Below are 16,709 nucleotides of genomic sequence, written 5' to 3' on the forward strand. Positions count from 1 at the left end.
GGAGGGCCAGGGGGCCAGCCGTAACGTGACCCAGCCCGGCTCGCTCTCGTTCATGACCGTGACCGCCAGCAGCGGCAGCACCAGGGTCGCCCCCCAGCGCTACGACACCCTGCCGCTCTCCAGCGTCCGGAAGGCGGAGCAGCAGGACCGTTTCCCCGACGGCGGCGAACTGGACGCCCTGACCACCTTCTTCCGCAGCGGCCAGATCCGCGTCGAAGCCGCCCGACGGATCTCCGCCAACGCCGACGCGATCGTGGCCAAGGCCGCCAACCGGATCTTCACCGGCGGCACGCCCCTCTCCTATCTCGACGCCCCCCTCAGCACGCCGAGCGTGGGCGCCGCTGACGGCGTTGCCCTCGCCGCCGACCAGGCCGCGTTCCAGCGCTCGGTGCGCACCTTCGCCCAGGGATCGGGGGGCAGTGGTCTGCTCGGCCGCATCCTTGAGGGTGTCCAGGCCGACGCCGACGTGCGGGTCGTGCTGCCCAGCGGCTTCAACCCCATCTCGGTGGCGATCTACGGCAACGCCCGCATGCGCAAGTCGCTGCGGGACCTGGCCTGGTTCCTCCGCTACGTGGGCTATGCCGTGATCGCCGGTGATCCCAGCATCCTGGCGGTGAACACCCGCGGACTCCGCGACGTGCTCGAGAAGGCCTGCTCCCTGGCCGCCACCAACGTGGCCCTGCAGGAGATGCGTGCCGCCGCCGCCGGACTGTTCAAAGGGGAGCCGGACTCCCGCCAGCTGGTGATCGACTGCTTCAACGTGCTCCTCAAGGAGCTCGAGATCCCCACCCCCTCCACCCGGGCCCGCCTGGGCAGCCCCGTCAACCAGGGCCTGCAGCTGCCGGCGATCTATGCCCTTGCCGCCGAAGGCTCCCAGCGCTTCGTGATGAAGCCGGGCCTCTCCGGAGCCGAGAAGGCCGAGATCATCCGTGCCGCCTACCGCCAGGTGTTCGAGCGGGACATCGTCAAGGGCTACTCCCAGGTGGTGTGCCCGGTGGAGGCCACCCAGGTGCGCCAGGGCCAGCTCTCGATGCGGGAGTTCATCCGCGCCCTCGGCCGCAGCAAGGTCTACCGGCGCCAGTTCTACGGCCGCTTCTCCAACAGCCGGGTTGTGGAGCTCGCCTTCCGCCACTTCCTGGGCCGCGGCGTGAGTTCGATCGAGGAGTTCCGCCAGTACTTCGCCATCGTCAGCGCCAAGGGCCTCAACGGCCTCGTCGATGCGCTGGTCAACAGCATGGAGTACGCCCGGGTCTTCGGTGAGGAAACGGTGCCCTACCTCCGCGACATCGGCGAGGAGGCCCAGGAGAGCGCCGGCTGGGGATCCAACCGCAACCTCTTCCGCTTCAGTGCGCCGTTCGAGGGGGCGCCCCAGTACATCACCCTCTACGCCTCCTACCGCCAGCCCCTCGCCGACCAGCACCCCTACGGCGGCGGCAACGATCCCCTGGCCCTCACCTACGGGGCGATCTTCCCGTCCAGCACGGCGTCGGTGGCCACCCGCCCGGCCCCCTTCAGCTACGACACCCGCCGGATCCTGATCGGCAACGGCATGGCCCAGCCCGGGCCCATGGACAGCGCCCAGTTCCGCAAGGCCACCCCGCGCCGGGTGGGGCCGAAGGTGGTGCGCCTGAGCCAGATCGCCACCGGCGGCAGCTCCACCCCCCGCCGGGGCGGCCAGCCCAGCATCCGCGGCACCGAATCCAGCACCCAGGCCGTCATCAATGCGGTCTACGTGCAGGTTCTCGGCACCGCCGGCTACGCCGGTGAGCGCAACAAGGTCGAGGAGATCAAGCTCGAGAACGGCGACATCAGCCTGCGGGAGTTCATCCGCCAGGTGGCCCGCTCCAACGCCTTCCGCCGTCGTTACTGGAGCGGCCTCTACATCACCAAAGCCATCGAGGTGATGCACCGCCGCATCCTCGGCCGTCCCACCTTCGGTCGCTGGGAGATCAACGCCTACTTCGACACCGCCGCCCGCAAGGGCTTCTACGGCGTCGTCGACGCCATGATCGAAGGCCGCGAATACAACGACTGCTTCGGCGAGGACACCGTCCCCTACGAACGCTTCATCACCCCGGCCGATCGCAACGCCCGCCGCGTCCCGGGCCTGGTGCGCACCCTCGAGACGGTTGCCGACATCACCCCCCTGCAACGGCCGACCGTGCCGGTGTCCCAGGAGATCCGCACCGTCGGCGATCTGGTCCCCCGCAACCTGACGGCCAGGCCCAAGGTGCGCGGACAGTGGAAGGCGGAGGTGGCCGGCGGCCAGAGTGCGTCGACCTCCATGGGCGTACCCAGCGGTCCCGGAACCCTCCGGGAGCCCCCTGCCCCCACCCGCAGCTGGAGCCAGTCCCCCTGGCAGCCCGGCGGCGGCGGCGCCCCCGTCTGGCGCAGCGGCGTCTCCAGCGCCGGCAGCGTCAATGGCTACGCGGCCCCCGCCAGCATCGGCCTCGCCAGTGGCTGGAAGGCCCTGGTGGGCACCAACCTCCTGAGCGGTGTCGCCACCGCCCCGGACGGCGCCATGGCCAAGGCCCTGCGACCGGGCGCTCCCCAGGGATTCGGTCGCCGTCAGAGCCTCTCCAGGCCCGTGCAGCTGCTCCGCGATCCCAGCGAGAACCAGGTGCAGGAAGTGGTGCAGGCGGTCTACCGCCAGCTCCTCAACCGCGTGCCCTTCGCGGCCGAGCGCCAGATGGATCCCGAGTCCCAGCTACGTGACGGCCAGCTCTCGGTGGCCGAGTTCGTGGCCCAGATCGCCGGCAGCGATCTCTTCCAGCAGCGGCTCCAGCGGATGGCCCCCCTGCGGGCCGCCTCCGCCGCCTACCTGGCCCTGCTCGGACGCGCCGCCATGCCGGGCGAGGTCAGCCGGTTCCTCGCCACCCGCGCCACCGCCGGCCAGCAGGCCGCTGTCGGCGAACTGCTCAGCGCCCGGGAGTACGCCACCGCCTTCGGCCAGGACACAGTCCCGTACCTGCGCGGCCTCGGCACCGAGGACGGTGTGCCCCTGACGACCGTGAACCGGACCGCCGCCCTCTACGGCGGCAACGCCGGGCTCACCCCCTCCGTGAAGGGCGCGATCTGATCCGCCCCCGGGCCATCCCGACTCACCCCTGAAGGCGCCCCTGCGGCCCATCCGATGATCCCCCGGGTCAGTCCCGGGGGGTTTCTTTTGCTCCGTCTCTACAACGAGACGGAGAGATTGGGCTGTCGATGCACTTGCGACGTCGTGGACGGCAAGCTCAAAAGATGAACAATTGCTGCGCTTGGACGGTGATAACAACTCCGGCCAAAGCCGTTGCAAGCCAAGGGATCTCGCGGGGCGATCCGCCGTGAAGAACTGTTACCGGCTGCCATGGGAGCGACGGCCCTTGCCACAGAATGATGCGACGGTCGGCCAAGCCGATCACCCTTACCCACCGGATACCGGTCTCCTTCACGGTGACCGCTTGTTTCGAGGCAGAACTGCATGAGCATCGTCTCCAACTCGATCATCAACGCGGACGCCGAAGCCCGCTACCTCAGCCCTGGCGAACTTGACCAGATCAAGTCGTTCGTGGCAGGAGGTCAGCGTCGTCTGCGCGTCGCCCAGGTCCTGGCTGAAAGCCGGGAGCGCATCGTGAAGCAGGCCGGAGGCCAGCTTTTCCAGAAGCGCCCCGATCTCGTTTCCCCCGGCGGCAACGCCTACGGGGAAGAGATGACGGCTTCCTGCCTGCGCGACATGGACTACTACCTCCGCCTGGTCACCTACGGCGTGGTCGCCGGGGATGTGACCCCGATCGAAGAGATCGGCGTCATCGGGGCCCGCGAGATGTATCGCGCCCTCGGCACTCCCCTCGAAGCCATGGCGGAAGCCGTGCGCGAGATGAAGACCGCAGCCACGGGCCTCCTCACCGGCTCCGATGCCGAAGAGGCCGGCTTCTACTTCGACTACGTGGTCGGCGCCCTCTCCTGAGGTTTCACCTCCCTATCGTCCAAAGCCATCAAACCCAGGATCCATGCAAGACGCCATCACCAACGTCATCAACCAGGCCGACGTCCAGGGGCTCTATCTCGACGGAGGCTCCATGGGCCGCCTCGAGCAGTACTTCGCCAGCGGTGAGCTGCGGGTGCGTGCCGCCGCCACCATCAGCGCCAACGCTTCGGCCATCATCAAAGAAGCCGTCGCCAAGGCCCTGCTGTACTCGGACATCACCCGTCCGGGCGGCAACATGTACACCACCCGTCGTTACGCGGCCTGCATCCGCGACCTCGACTACTACCTGCGCTATGCCACCTACGCCATGCTGGCCGGTGACACGTCGATCCTCGACGAGCGTGTGCTGAACGGCCTCAAGGAGACCTACAACTCCCTGGGTGTGCCCATCGGCGCCACGGTGCAGTCGATCCAGGCCATGAAGGAAGCCACCGCCTCCCTCGTCGGCCCCGATGCCGGTCGTGAGATGGGCGTCTACTTCGACTACATCAGCTCCGGCCTGGGCAACTGATCCCCAGCAACGCCCTCAACACGGCACGTTTTCCGAGGATCAACCCATGCGCCTGTTCAAGATCACGGCCTGCATCCCCTGCCCCGAGAAGGTGCGCAGTCAGAGGGAGCTGCAGAACACCTACTTCACCAAGTGGGTGCCCTATCACAGCTGGTTCGCCGAGCAGCAGCGGATCATGAAGCAGGGCGGCAGGATCCTGAAGGTGGAACTGGCCACCGGCCGTCGTCAGCAGAATTGCGGCAACTGAGGACGCCACGGCGTTCCCACCCACTCGCCCGGCCCATGGCCGGGCTTTTTTGTTGCCCTCGAGCGAAGCCAGCGGCGCAGGCGGCGAATTGTTCACCGCGGCTCGACAAACCCACCCCGGTCACGGCTGAATGGGCCATTCCCGGAACCCTCCCGCGGCCTTGTCCACCCCAGCACCCCGCCTGCTCCACGGCCGTCCCGGCGCCGGCTTCCTGCCGCTGCCCTGGCAGCAGTGGCCCGCGGAAGCCCGCCTTCTGCTCGGCCTTGTGGCCCTCTGGAGCCTGGTGGGCCTGCTGGTGCTCACGTCCGCCAGCTGGTGGGTGGCCGAGCGGGAGATGGGGGACGGGGCCTATTACGTCAAGCGCCAGGCCATCTGGCTGGTGGCCAGCTGGGGGCTCCTCTGGCTGGGCATGCGCACCTCCATGCGCCGCTGGCTGCACCTGGCCGCGCCGGCCCTTCTGGTCGGGGCCCTGATGGTGGCCGCCACCCTGGTGGTGGGCACCACCGTCAACGGGGCCAGCCGCTGGCTGGTGCTCGGCCCGGTGCAGCTGCAGCCCTCGGAACTGATCAAGCCCTTCATCGTGCTGCAGGGGGCCGTGATCTTCTCCCACTGGCGCCGCATCGCCCTCGACCAGAAACTGCTCTGGCTCGGCATCTTCGGGGTGGTGATCCTGCTGATCCTCAAGCAGCCCAACCTCAGCACCGCCGCCCTGCTGGGCCTGCTGCTGTGGCTGATGGCCCTGGCCGGCGGCCTGCCCCTGACGCTGCTGCTGGGGGCCGCGGGCGGCGGGATCGTGCTGGGCAGCATCAGCATCATGATCAACCCCTACCAGCTCGACCGGGTCACCTCCTTCCTCAACCCCTGGCGCGTCGCCCAGGGGGACGGCTACCAGCTGGTGCAGAGCCTGCTGGCCATCGGTTCGGGGGGCGTGCTCGGCTCGGGCTTCGGGCTCTCCACCCAGAAGCTCCAGTACCTGCCGATCCAGACCACCGACTTCATCTTCGCGGTCTTCGCCGAGGAGTTCGGCTACGTCGGCTCGGTGATGCTGCTGATGTTCCTGATGATCTTCGGGTTCGTGGGCCTGCGGGTGGCCATGGCCTGCCGGAGCAACCAGCACCGCCTGGTGGCCATCGGCTGCACCACCCTTCTGGTGGGCCAGTCGATCCTCAACATCGCCGTGGCCAGCGGCTCGATGCCCACCACCGGCCTTCCCCTGCCGATGATCAGCTACGGCGGCAACTCCCTGCTCAGCAGCCTGTTCCTGGCGGGCCTGCTGCTGCGCTGCTCCCTGGAGTCCTCCGGACTCGAGCCGGTCCGGCCCCGCCGGCGGGCCCCCCGGCCTGCCCCGATAGGCTGAGCCCTGCTGAAAATCTGGATCGGCCATGTTCAGCCCCGGGCTGCCGTTCGCCGACTGGGCCCGCAGCAGCGAATTGCTGCTCCAGGGTTCTCTGGCCCACCCCGGCCCCCTGACCCTGGCGGTGGTGTTCAGCGGCGGCCTGCTCACCAGCCTCGGCCCCTGCTCCCTCTCGCTGCTGCCCGTCACCCTGGCCTACCTGGCCGGCTTCGGCACTGAGGACCAGGGGCGTCCCCCCTGGCAGCGCAGCGCCAGCTTCGCGGCCGGCATCGTGGCGGCCCTGGTGCTGCTCGGCCTGGCCAGTGGCCTGATGGGCCGCCTCTACGGCCGCATCCCCGGCCAGCTGCCGCTGCTGGTGGCCGTCGTGGCCGTGGTCATGGGCCTCAACCTGCTGGGCCTGCTGCGGTTGCCGTTGCCGGCCGGGCCCGACCCCGAGCGCTGGCGTCGGCGGGTGCCGGCTCCTCTGGCCCCGCTGGCGGCCGGCCTGGCCTTCGGCCTGGCCGCCACCCCCTGCACCACCCCGGTGCTGGCCGTGCTGCTGGCCTGGATGGCCCAGGCCGGCAAGCCCCTGGTGGGCATGGCGCTGCTCACCAGCTTCGGTGCCGGCCAGGTGATGCCCCTGCTGCTGGCCGGCACGGTGGCCGCCTCCCTGCCCGGACTTCTGCAGCTGCGCCGCCTGGGCCAGTGGGTGCCGCCGATCAGCGGCGTGGTGCTGCTCGCCAGCGGCGGCCTCACCCTGCTGTCGGTGCTGCCATGAGCGGCACGGCAGCCTCACCCTGGCGCCCCCTGCAGCGCCTGGCCGCCTGGATCTCCGACCTGCGCCTGGCGATCGGCCTGCTGTTGGTCATCGCCATCGCCAGCGGCATCGGCACGGCCATTCCCCAGAAGGAGGAGGCCGCCTTCTACCACCAGCTCTACGACCCCACCCCCTGGCTGGGGCTGCTGCACGGGGATGGGGTGCTGCAGCTGCAGCTGGATCACGTCTATTCCAGTGGCTGGTTCCTGGCCCTGCTCGCCTGGCTGGGCCTGTCGCTGATCCTGTGCAGCTGGCGCCGCCAGTGGCCCGCCCTGCAGGCCTCCCTGCGCTGGATCGACTACCGCAGCCCCCGCCAGCTCAGCAAGCTGAGCGTGGCCGAAACCCTCGTCACCGCCGAGCCCGTCGCCGGCCTCGGGCGGCTGGAGGCCGAACTGCGCGGTTCGGGCTGGCAGATCCATCGTCAGGACGACCGCCTGGCGGCCCGCCGGGGGGTGCTCGGACGGGTGGGTCCCCTGCTGGTCCATGCCGGCATGGTGGTGCTGATGGTGGGGGCGGCCTGGGGCGCCCTGGGGGGCCAGCGGCTGGAGCGCTTCCTGGCCCCGGGTCGGGAGCTGGAGCTGCTCGACAGCCGCGGCAGCACCCAGGTGACCCTGGCCCTCGACGACTTCCGCATCCAGCGGGATCCCGCCGGCCGGCCGGAGCAGTTCTCCTCCAACCTGCGGCTGATCACCCCCGGCGATGCGGCCACCACCACCGAAGCCGCCATCAGCGTCAACCACCCCCTGCGCTACCGGGGCATGACGCTTTATCAGGCCGACTGGTCCCTGGCGACGATCAGCCTGCAGCTGGGCCGCAGTCCGGTGCTGGAGCTGCCGCTGCAGACCTTCCCCCAGCTGGGCGACCAGCTCTGGGGGCTGGTGCTGCCCACCCGCCCCGATGGCACCGAGCCGGTGCTGCTGAGCCTCACCAGCGAACAGGGGCCGGTGCAGGTGTTCGGCCCCGATGGCGTGGCCCTGGCCCAGCTGGTGCCCGGCGGCGAGGCCCAGGAGGTGAAGGGGCTGCCGATCCGGGTGGCGAGCGTGCTGCCCGCCAGCGGCATCCTGTTCAAACGGGACCCCGGCGTGCCCCTGGTGTACACCGGCTTCGCCATCGCCCTGGCGGGCGGTGCCCTGAGCCTGGTGGCCACCCGCCAGCTCTGGGCCATCGCCGATGGACCCGGCGGCCGGCTGCACGTGGCGGGCCTCTGCAACCGCAACCTCACGGCCTTCGCCGCCGAGCTGCCGGCGCTGCTGCAGCGGCTGGAACCCCAGCCCTGACTCAGCAGGGCCGGCGCTCGCCGTGGCTGACCCGCACCACGGTGTGGACGTTGCCGCGGGGGTTGAAATCGGCCTCCAGCTGCATCCAGACGGGATCGCAGGCGGCCACCAGGTCGTCGAGGATCCGGTTGGCAGCCTCCTCGTGGGAGATGGAGCGGTTGCGGTAGCTGTTGACGTAGAGCTTGAGGGCCTTGAGTTCCAGCACCCGGGGGCCGGGCTGATACAGCAGCCGCAGGACGGCGAAATCGGGATAGCCGGAGAAGGGGCAGGTGCAGGTGAACTCCGGCAGTTCGATGGACACCTCGTAGGCGCGACCCTCGCGGGGATTGGCGAAGCAGACCAGCTGGGCCTCGGCGATGGCCCGCTCCCCGTACAGGGGGGTCACGGTCTGGGGCTGGTCGGCGACACCGGAAGCCATGGTCAGCAGGACTGGGAGACGGTTTTTGACCGTACAGGAGCTGGCCCATGGCGCGGAGCCCACGTCAAGGGCCCCGGCCGCCCGTCAGCGCCCCGGAGCTCGCGTAGCAACCGTTACGACGACCCCGGCAAGGCTCGGCGGTAATGGAGCCGTCCCCTCCTCAGGCGGGGACTCTGAGAGACTCCAACCGTCGCCTTCCTGACCGCAGCACAGCCATGAAGAAAATCGAGGCCATCATCCGCCCCTTCAAGCTCGAGGACGTGAAGATCGCCCTTGTCAATGCGGGCATCGTCGGCATGACCGTGAGCGAGGTGCGCGGATTCGGCCGGCAGAAGGGGCAGGTGGAGCGCTATCGCGGATCCGAATTCACGGTGGAATTCCTGCAGAAACTCAAGCTCGAGATCGTCGTCGACGACGACCGGGTGGCCACTGTGGTCCAGGCGGTGCAGGACGCGGCCCGCACCGGCGAGATCGGTGACGGCAAGATCTTCATCAGCACCGTGGATTCGGTGATCCGGATCCGCACCGGCGACCTCGACAGCGGCGCCATCTGAGCCCCTGCCTCCCTGACCCTGGCCGTGGGCCCCTCAGGCCCCGGCCAGGGTGTCCTTCACCAGGGCTGCGATCCTGCCGGACCAGTCCGTGTCCTCGGAGGGAGGCTCGGCACCCGCTCCGGGCGGCACCAGCCAGAGCAGGTATTCGTGGTTGCCGGCGGGCCCGGTCAGGGGTGACGCCACCAGCCCCGCCGGGTGCCAGTCCAGCTCCCTTGCCGCCGTGATCACGGTGGCGATGGCATCGGCGTGGGCCGCCGGATCCCGCACCACGCCCCCCTTGCCCACCCGCTGGCGGCCCACCTCGAACTGGGGCTTGACCAGCAGCAGCGCCTCACCCGCCCCCGTCAGCAGGGCCCGCAGGGCCGGCAGCACCCGGGTGAGGGAAATGAACGACACATCGGCCACGGCCAGGTCGGGCCAGGCATCGCCCTCGCCGTAGAGCAGCTCCGGGGTGAGGTGGCGCAGGTTGGTGCGCTCCCGCAGCACCACCCGTTCATCCGTGCGCAGGCTCCAGGCCGTCTGGCCGTAGCCCACATCGATCCCGTACACCCGCACGGCCCCGTGCTGCAGCAGGCAATCGGTGAAGCCGCCGGTGGAGATGCCGCCGTCGAGGCACACCCGGCCTTCCACCCGGATCGGCATGGCCGCCAGGGCCCCTTCCAGCTTCTCGCCCCCCCGGGAGACGAACCGGGGCGGCTGCTCCACCTCCAGGGGCAGGCTCTCGGCCACCTCGGTGCCGGGCTTGTCGAGCACCTCGCCACCGCCGCGCACCCGTCCGGCCCTGATCAGCTGCTGGGCCTGCTGGCGGCTGGTCACCAGGCCCAGATCCACCAGGCGGCGATCGAGCCGCTGCTTACGGGCCATGCTGCTTTTCGGCCATGGGTCCTGCCGCTCCACCGGCATGTTGTCACCGAACAGCGATCCAAACCGAACAAAAACCGATGGCCAGACGGTTCGGCGCGGAACAGTCGCAGGATGGCCCCAGTCTTTTCCCGGTTCCCTCCCATGGCTGGCCCTCGATCCACGGCGGCCCCCGGGTCCAATGTGGTGGAGCTGCTCCACCCCGGCAGCTTTGTGCGGTTGCGGGACCATCCGGAGGATCTGCCCCCCTTCCAGCTGATCCGCCGCCGCGGCACCCGCTGCTGGGTGCGGCAGCAGGCCTGGGGGTCGATGGTGCATCTGGAGCTGCCCTACCGCCGCCTCACCGCCGCCGCCTGAGCCGGAGGGGGCGGCTCGATAGGTTGGGGGATCGTTCACCACCGCCCGGCCCTTGATCGAGCGTTACACCCTGCCCGAAATGGGCCGCCTCTGGAGCGAGGAAGCGAAGTTCCAGAGCTGGCTTGAGGTGGAGATCGCCGCCACCGCCGCCAACGTGGAGCTGGGCCGGGTGCCCGCCGAGGCGCTGGCCACGATCCGGGAGAAGGCGGCCTTCGAGGTGCCCCGCATCCTGGAGATCGAGGCGGAGGTGCGCCACGACGTCATCGCCTTCCTCACCAACGTCAACGAGCACGTCGGTGATGCGGGCCGCTACATCCACGTGGGCATGACCAGCTCCGACGTGCTGGACACCGGCCTGGCCCTGCAGCTGAAGGCCTCGGTCGCCCTGCTGCGCACCGAGCTCGATGGCCTCGCCGACGCCCTGCGCAGGCTGGCCCGGGCCCACAAGGACACGGTGATGATCGGCCGCTCCCACGCCATCCACGGCGAGCCCATCACCTTCGGCTTCAAGGTGGCCGGCTGGCTGGCCGAAACCGAGCGCAACCGGGAGCGGCTGGAGCGGCTGGAGCGGGTGGTGGCCGTGGGCCAGATCAGCGGCGCCATGGGCACCTACGCCAACACCGACCCCGAGGTGGAGGCGATCACCTGCCGGCTGCTGGGCCTGGAGCCCGACACCGCCAGCACCCAGGTGATCGGCCGCGACCGCCATGCCGAGTACGTCCAGACCCTGGCCCTGGTGGGCACCTCCCTGGAGCGCTTCTCCACCGAGATCCGCAACCTGCAGCGCTCCGACGTGCTGGAGGTGGAGGAGAACTTCGCCAAGGGCCAGAAGGGCAGCTCGGCCATGCCCCACAAGCGCAACCCGATCCGCAGCGAACGCATCAGCGGCCTGGCCCGGGTGCTGCGTAGCTACACCGTGGCGGCCCTGGAGAACGTGGCCCTCTGGCACGAGCGCGACATCAGCCACAGCTCGGTGGAGCGGATGATGCTGCCCGACTGCTCGGTCACCCTGCACTTCATGCTGCGGGAGATGACCGCCGTGGTCGAGGGGCTGGGGGTGTACCCCGAGAACATGGCCCGCAACATGAACGTCTACGGCGGCGTCGTGTTCAGCCAGCGGGTGCTGCTGGCCCTGGTGGAGGCGGGGCTCAGCCGGGAGGAGGCCTACCGGATCGTGCAGCGCCACGCCCACGCCGCCTGGAACACCGAGGGTGGCGACTTCCGCGCCAACCTGGCGGGCGATCCAGCGGTGACGGACCACCTGGGCCCCGAGCAGCTGGAGGCCTGCTTCGCCACCGACCTGCACCGGGCGAATCTGGACGTGATCTGGGAGCGGCTGGGGATCTGAGGGGGGCGGGCGGCGAGCAGGTGGGGTATTGGCTGGTGGCTGCCAACAGCCAATACGTCGCCGGTATTGGCCGATCAGCCAATACGTTGCCCTTCAGCTGAGGGCCAGCCGCGTCGCGCCGGTCAGTAAGTACTGAAGCGGTTCCCCTCCCCGGCGTGGCAGCACGTCCGCGGCACCCGAATGCACCAGTTGCTGCAACGTCTGGGACACCGAGGGCTGCTTGATCCCCCAGAGCTTCACCAGGTCGGCCTGGGTCAGCACCGCCTGCAGGTCCCGCTCGCCCCAGGCTTCCAACCGTTGCCAGAGGGTGGTGCCGAGCTGGTCCAGCAATTCCAGTCTGTAGCGACGGCTCAGCACGAGGGTGAGGTCGGCCAGGTCAATCGGCTGTGGGCCCTCACCGTCGCCGGTCAGACCCAGCAGGGCAGAGATGCCGTCCTCCAAGGCCTTGAGCAGTCCGCGGAGATCGCCTCGGAACAGCTCATGCAACGCATCGATCACCGCACCCTGCACGGGCGCCTGCACCGGCAGGCCCGGTTCCAGTCGCAGGGATCGGTAGCGCGCCTCCAGCAACTGGTGAACCTCCTGCGGCTCCAGGGGTTCGAGCACCACCGGATCACTGAACACCGAGCGCACCTGAGTGTGGCTCTGCACCACGATGCGCACGGCATCGGTGGTGCCCACCACGATCAAGTGCAGGCCATCGAGTAACAGGGCCTGGTCGCGGATGCTGCGCAGCAGATCGGCAGCACGGGTGGAATCGGCCTCACTGAGGTTCTCGAGATTGTTGAGGTGCAGCACCACACCGGAGGCGCCCTGCTCCAGCGCAAAGGCCAGAAGATCGCGCAGAACCCTGGGTCCATCCAGCAGCAGGGCCCCGGGGGGCGAGGAGACCGCCTGGGTGCTGGTGCCGCCCGCCCCAAAGCCGGCGGCCGAAACCGTGAAGCCACCACCGCGCAGACGGATGGTGCGCACCAACTGCTGCGCAGCCTCCACGGCGGGGCCGCTCGCCTGCGGGCAGGAGGCGAGCACGGCATCAAAGGCGCCGGCGAGCAGTTGGCCGATCAGATCCTCACTGGTCAGATCCGCGGTGATCGGGATGATCTCGGCTGAGGTCCAGTAGCCGGCAGCCAGGGCGTCGGCCTTGGCGGCCTGCACCAAGGTGGTCTTGCCGATGCCAGGCCTCCCCGCCACCGCCTGACGGGAACTGCGGGAACCACCGATGGCGTTGAGCAGCCGTTGCCGCTCGTCCCGGCGCCCCACGAACAGGCTGAGCGGTGTGGCCTCCGAGTCCTGGCGCAGGGTGGCCTGGAAAAAGGGCGAGGAGCGGAGGTTGTAGAGCCTCCAGAGGTTCGGAAGTGCCATGGAGAGGGTATTGGCAGCGTCCGGACGCAAGCCAATACTGGCATCGTATTGGCCATTCCGCCAATAAAGGCCCTTCACCGCCAGCCCCGGCGGCCGCCCCCTAAACCGCCGGCGGCCTCTCAGTCGCCGGATCCAGCTTGCCGTTGCCGCCCGCCAGCAGATCCTCGATCTCACAGACCGGGAAGCGGTTGATGCTCTTGAGGGCCAACCGTGAGTTGCGGCGCAGCTGCTCGCTGATCGCCTCGCAGTAGGGAATCTGGGCCAGGAGATCGACGGTGCGGCGCAGGATCCGCACCACGTCGCCTTCATCGAGGGAGGTGTTGGCGATCACGTCATTCCAGCTGGCGCCCCGGGCCCAGGCGTGGACCAGGCCGGTGAGTTCCGGCTCCCACCACACCGGCACCACCACCGAGGCCCGCTCCTGCTGGCGCTGCAGCTCGCGCCGCAGGCTGCGTAGGTCATGGAGGGCCTCCTCGGAGGCCGGTGGCGGCGGGTAGCCGCACCAGAGGTCGGGCCGGTTCACCTCGGTGGAGATGGCCTCCAGCACCGCCGCCAGTTCGGCCGGGTCCAGGGCATCGAGGTGGCCGCTCATCAGGGCCAGCCCCAGCCAGAGCTCGTTATCGCCCCGCAGGGCCGCCACGGTGCGGCCCACCTCGGTGGGCTCCAGCCCCTCCTCGCCGTCGAGGGCGCCGAAGAAGCGCAGGATGTCGATCAGGGACAGGAAGGTGTCCCAGTGGCGGTTGGCGCGGTGGTGCAGCAGCCGCTGCCGCTCGCCGATCTCCTCCTGGAGTTCCTCCATGCGGCGGCGGTGCTTCTTGAGGTGCTTGCGGTCGCCCCAGCGGTGGGCGGGGTGGGCCTCCAGCTCCTGCTCCAGCCGCTGCACCAGCTCACCCTGCTGGCGCACCTCGCCCGCCAGGTCGTAGCGGGGGGTGTGCATGTCGTGGCGGCGGGCCATCGACGCCACCGCCAGGGCCAGGCCGCCGCTGGCGTTGTCGCCGTGGCGCAGCTCGTTGGCGTGGTGCAGCTCCGGCGGCTCCAGCTGGTCGACCTGCAGGCAGCTGAGCTCGGCGTGCAGGGTCACCACCGCGTGGCAGGGCAGCAGGATCCAGACGTTCTCGTCTGTGAGGCAGAGCAGCAGCGGGAACTGGCCGGATCCCGGCACCTTGGCCACGATCACCGCCGGCGTGACCCGGCTGCGCAGGGCCGGCGCCTTGACGCTCACCAGGGTGCCCTCGCTGGCGAACTGCAGCGCCAGGGTGAGCTCATGGGCCAGGGTTTCCTCGGCCTGCTGCTGCAGGATCCGGTGCAGGCGCCGCTCCTCCCGCAGGCGGCCGCGGACCTTCTCGTAGTCCTCGAAGTCGTCCCAGGGCACCTCGCCGCCGCTGGATTCCAGGCTGGCCAGCTGGGCCATCAGCTCGGTGATGCGGGATTCGTCCTCGGCCAGATCCAGCCCCGCCAGGTAGCGGCCGAAGCTGCGCTCCACCAGCTCCCGGGCCTTGGCCAGGTCGTAGCGCTGCAGCAGGTTGAGCACCATGCCGTAGCTGGGGGTGAACTGGCTCACCAGGGGATCGGCCGGGCTGGTGGCCAGGGCACCGGCCTCCCGCACCCCCTCGAAGCGGCTCTGCACCGTCACCACATAGCCCTGGGTGTCGAGGCCGCGGCGGCCGGCACGCCCCGCCATCTGCAGGAATTCGCTGCCCATCAGGGGCCGGTGGCCGCGCTCGGTGCGCTTGGAGAGGGCCGAGATCACGGTGGTGCGGGCCGGCATGTTGATGCCCGCGGCCAGGGTCTCGGTGGCGAACACCACCTTGATCAGCCCCTGCTGGAACAGCTCCTCGATCAGCTCCTTCCAGGCCGGCAGCACGCCGGCGTGGTGGGCGGCGATGCCCCGCAGCAGGGCGTCGGCATGGCCGCCCTCCCGCACCGCCTCCGGGGTCACCGCCATGAAGGCGTCGAGCCGCTGGCGAATGCGCGCCTGCTCCTGGGGATCCACCAGGCACACCTTGGCCAGGTCGCGAACGGAGCGGTCGCAGTTGCGGCGGCTGAAGATGAAGTAGATGGCCGGCAGCATCTCCCGCTCCGCCATCTGGGCCACCACGAAGCCGATCGGCGGCGCCTCCGGCTGGGGCGGCCGCGGTTCCTTCGGTCCCTTGCGGCGGGTGGATTTCGGAGGGCGCCAGACCTTGCAGTTGGGGTGCAGGCCGGTGCCCTCGTCGTTGAGCAGGGGGTGCAGTCCCTTGGCGCTGCAGAAGCTGAAGGCCAACGGGACCGGGCGGAAGTCGCTGTGGATCAGCCGGGTGGGGCCATGCACCCGCTCGATCCAGTCGGTGAGCTGGCCGGCATTGGCCACCGTGGCCGAGAGGGCCACCAGCTGCACCCGCGACGGGCAGTGGATGATCGATTCCTCCCAGACCGTGCCCCGCTGGGTGTCGTTCATGTAGTGGCACTCGTCGAGCACCACGGCCTCCACATCGGCCAGCGGGTCGTCGTCGAGGTGGTCGATCTCCGCGTAGAGCATGTTGCGGAAGATCTCGGTGGTCATCACCACCACCTGGGCCTCCCGGTTCAGGCTGAGATCACCGGTGAGCAGACCCACCTTCTCGTCGCCGAACTGGTGGCGGAAATCGCGCAGCTTCTGGTTGGAGAGGGCCTTGAGGGGCGTCGTGTAGAAGACCTTCTGGCCGTGGGCCAGGGCCCGGTGGATGGCGTACTCGCCCACCAGGGTCTTGCCGGAGCCGGTGGGGGCGCTCACCACCACCGAATGGCCCTGGTTCAGGGCATCGATCGCCTCCAGCTGGAAACCGTCCAGGGGGAAGGGGAACAGCTGCTCCAGCGACGGCACGCCACCGGTGGTGGTGTCAGCGGAGCCGACGGTGGGGCTGGAGGGCATGGGGGGGATCCTATGGCGCGGCCGCCCCAGGGGGCGGCTCAGGCGCCGTGGGAGCCGGTGCGCGAGAAGGGGTTGATCACCGGCACGCCTGCCCTTGCGCTCGGCCAGCGGCCCTGATGAAGGCCATCGCGCTGGAAGGCCAAGAGGAGGTGGGCTGGGTGCGGAGCCGCGACCCTGCAGGCGGACGCTCGCGCGAGGTACGGCCGCGCTCCGAAATCGACGTTCTGAGCGGGCAGGTGGATCAGGTGACGCCGGTGTCGCCACAACCGGTGGTGGAGGTGTGGCTCGAACGGCTGGAACCCACGCTCGGATGCGATTTCGGCTGGGCCCGGATCGGCGACGGCGTGGCCGCCGACGGGGAGCTAGCCGGCGGACCATTCGCGCCGGCGCCGGAACGGCTGGCTCTGGGCCGCGAGCTGATCGCCGAACGCCGTTTCGCCGAAGCCCTGGTCCTTGGGGTCGGGGCGGAACAGCTCTGGCTGCGCCCGCCGCTCTGGGACGGGCGGATCGACCTGCCCGAGTCGGAAGGCGCAGAGCTGCAGCTAGTGATCGCGGAGTATGAGGAGTACGCCGTCGATGGACCAGCCCCGCGGCAGAGCATGATCAGCACCAAGACCGGCCGCCGGCTTGTGCTTGTGGAGCATGTGCCTATTGGGTGAAGGCACACCTGAGCTTTATTGATCAGGTGGGAGTGTGCTGAAGATACTGGTTTTTTTGACAAGTTGAACTCTTCCCATCACCTAGCCGCAGGGGGGGTATTTGTA

At 69.6% G+C, this 16,709-nt stretch carries 15 protein-coding genes; 11 read left to right on the forward strand and 4 right to left on the reverse strand.

What is annotated here, in order from left to right:
* Window positions 1-52 precede the first annotated feature (52 nt).
* The 7 genes from H6G99_RS07200 (at window position 53) to H6G99_RS07230 (ending at window position 8,155) form a co-directional block, all read left to right on the forward strand.
* Entirely contained in the window at window positions 53-3,079 is a 3,027-nt protein-coding gene (locus tag H6G99_RS07200; RefSeq protein ID WP_190610742.1) for a phycobilisome rod-core linker polypeptide, read from the forward strand.
* 384 nt (window positions 3,080-3,463) lie between these two features.
* Complete coding sequence (gene apcA, locus H6G99_RS07205) at window positions 3,464-3,949, forward strand: allophycocyanin subunit alpha (protein WP_015110589.1); 486 nt, start codon at window positions 3,464-3,466, stop codon at window positions 3,947-3,949.
* Window positions 3,950-3,992: 43 nt separating this feature from the next.
* Window positions 3,993-4,481 (forward strand): allophycocyanin subunit beta, encoded by a 489-nt coding sequence (apcB, locus tag H6G99_RS07210; RefSeq protein WP_094585562.1) that lies wholly within the window; start codon window positions 3,993-3,995, stop codon window positions 4,479-4,481.
* A gap of 46 nt (window positions 4,482-4,527) precedes the next feature.
* Window positions 4,528-4,728, forward strand: coding sequence for a rod-capping linker protein CpcD domain-containing protein (locus H6G99_RS07215; protein ID WP_015110587.1), 201 nt, complete (start codon window positions 4,528-4,530; stop codon window positions 4,726-4,728).
* 130 nt (window positions 4,729-4,858) lie between these two features.
* Window positions 4,859-6,085: an FtsW/RodA/SpoVE family cell cycle protein gene (locus tag H6G99_RS07220; RefSeq protein ID WP_094585561.1), complete on the forward strand. Its 1,227-nt coding sequence runs from the start codon at window positions 4,859-4,861 to the stop codon at window positions 6,083-6,085.
* Window positions 6,086-6,110: 25 nt separating this feature from the next.
* Window positions 6,111-6,839 carry a cytochrome c biogenesis CcdA family protein gene (locus H6G99_RS07225; protein ID WP_094585560.1) on the forward strand — a complete coding sequence of 243 codons (729 nt, stop codon included), beginning with the start codon at window positions 6,111-6,113 and terminating at the stop codon, window positions 6,837-6,839.
* Complete coding sequence (locus H6G99_RS07230; RefSeq protein WP_094585559.1) at window positions 6,836-8,155, forward strand: cytochrome c biogenesis ResB family protein; 1,320 nt, start codon at window positions 6,836-6,838, stop codon at window positions 8,153-8,155. The genes H6G99_RS07225 and H6G99_RS07230 overlap by 4 nt, the downstream gene beginning before the upstream one ends.
* A 1-nt stretch (window position 8,156) precedes the next feature.
* On the opposite strand, the gene queF is transcribed toward H6G99_RS07230, so the two are convergent.
* Window positions 8,157-8,573: a preQ(1) synthase gene (gene queF, locus H6G99_RS07235; protein ID WP_190610744.1), complete on the reverse strand. Its 417-nt coding sequence runs from the start codon at window positions 8,571-8,573 to the stop codon at window positions 8,157-8,159.
* A gap of 215 nt (window positions 8,574-8,788) precedes the next feature.
* On the opposite strand from queF, the gene H6G99_RS07240 reads away from it, so the two are divergent.
* Window positions 8,789-9,127 (forward strand): P-II family nitrogen regulator, encoded by a 339-nt coding sequence (locus H6G99_RS07240; RefSeq protein WP_015110582.1) that lies wholly within the window; start codon window positions 8,789-8,791, stop codon window positions 9,125-9,127.
* A 33-nt stretch (window positions 9,128-9,160) separates the two neighbouring features.
* On the opposite strand, the gene H6G99_RS07245 is transcribed toward H6G99_RS07240, so the two are convergent.
* Entirely contained in the window at window positions 9,161-9,991 is an 831-nt protein-coding gene (locus tag H6G99_RS07245; RefSeq protein ID WP_190610745.1) for a TlyA family RNA methyltransferase, read from the reverse strand.
* Window positions 9,992-10,132: 141 nt separating this feature from the next.
* On the opposite strand from H6G99_RS07245, the gene H6G99_RS07250 reads away from it, so the two are divergent.
* Complete coding sequence (locus H6G99_RS07250; RefSeq protein WP_190610747.1) at window positions 10,133-10,345, forward strand: hypothetical protein; 213 nt, start codon at window positions 10,133-10,135, stop codon at window positions 10,343-10,345.
* A gap of 52 nt (window positions 10,346-10,397) precedes the next feature.
* Window positions 10,398-11,693: an adenylosuccinate lyase gene (gene purB / locus H6G99_RS07255; protein ID WP_190610748.1), complete on the forward strand. Its 1,296-nt coding sequence runs from the start codon at window positions 10,398-10,400 to the stop codon at window positions 11,691-11,693.
* A gap of 93 nt (window positions 11,694-11,786) precedes the next feature.
* Here the strand turns inward: purB and H6G99_RS07260 are convergent, their stop codons facing one another.
* Window positions 11,787-13,055, reverse strand: a complete 1,269-nt coding sequence (locus H6G99_RS07260) for an ATP-binding protein (RefSeq protein ID WP_190610749.1) — start codon at window positions 13,053-13,055, stop codon at window positions 11,787-11,789.
* 100 nt (window positions 13,056-13,155) lie between these two features.
* Window positions 13,156-15,945, reverse strand: coding sequence for a DEAD/DEAH box helicase (locus tag H6G99_RS07265; RefSeq protein ID WP_286191045.1), 2,790 nt, complete (start codon window positions 15,943-15,945; stop codon window positions 13,156-13,158).
* A gap of 116 nt (window positions 15,946-16,061) precedes the next feature.
* Here H6G99_RS07265 and H6G99_RS07270 point away from each other — a divergent pair, with 116 nt between their 5' ends.
* Window positions 16,062-16,604 (forward strand): hypothetical protein, encoded by a 543-nt coding sequence (locus H6G99_RS07270; protein ID WP_190610751.1) that lies wholly within the window; start codon window positions 16,062-16,064, stop codon window positions 16,602-16,604.
* Window positions 16,605-16,709: the final 105 nt, after the last annotated feature.

This window comes from Synechococcus sp. FACHB-909, from assembly GCF_014698945.1.
In the GTDB taxonomy this organism is placed as follows: Bacteria; Cyanobacteriota; Cyanobacteriia; order PCC-6307; family Cyanobiaceae; genus Cyanobium.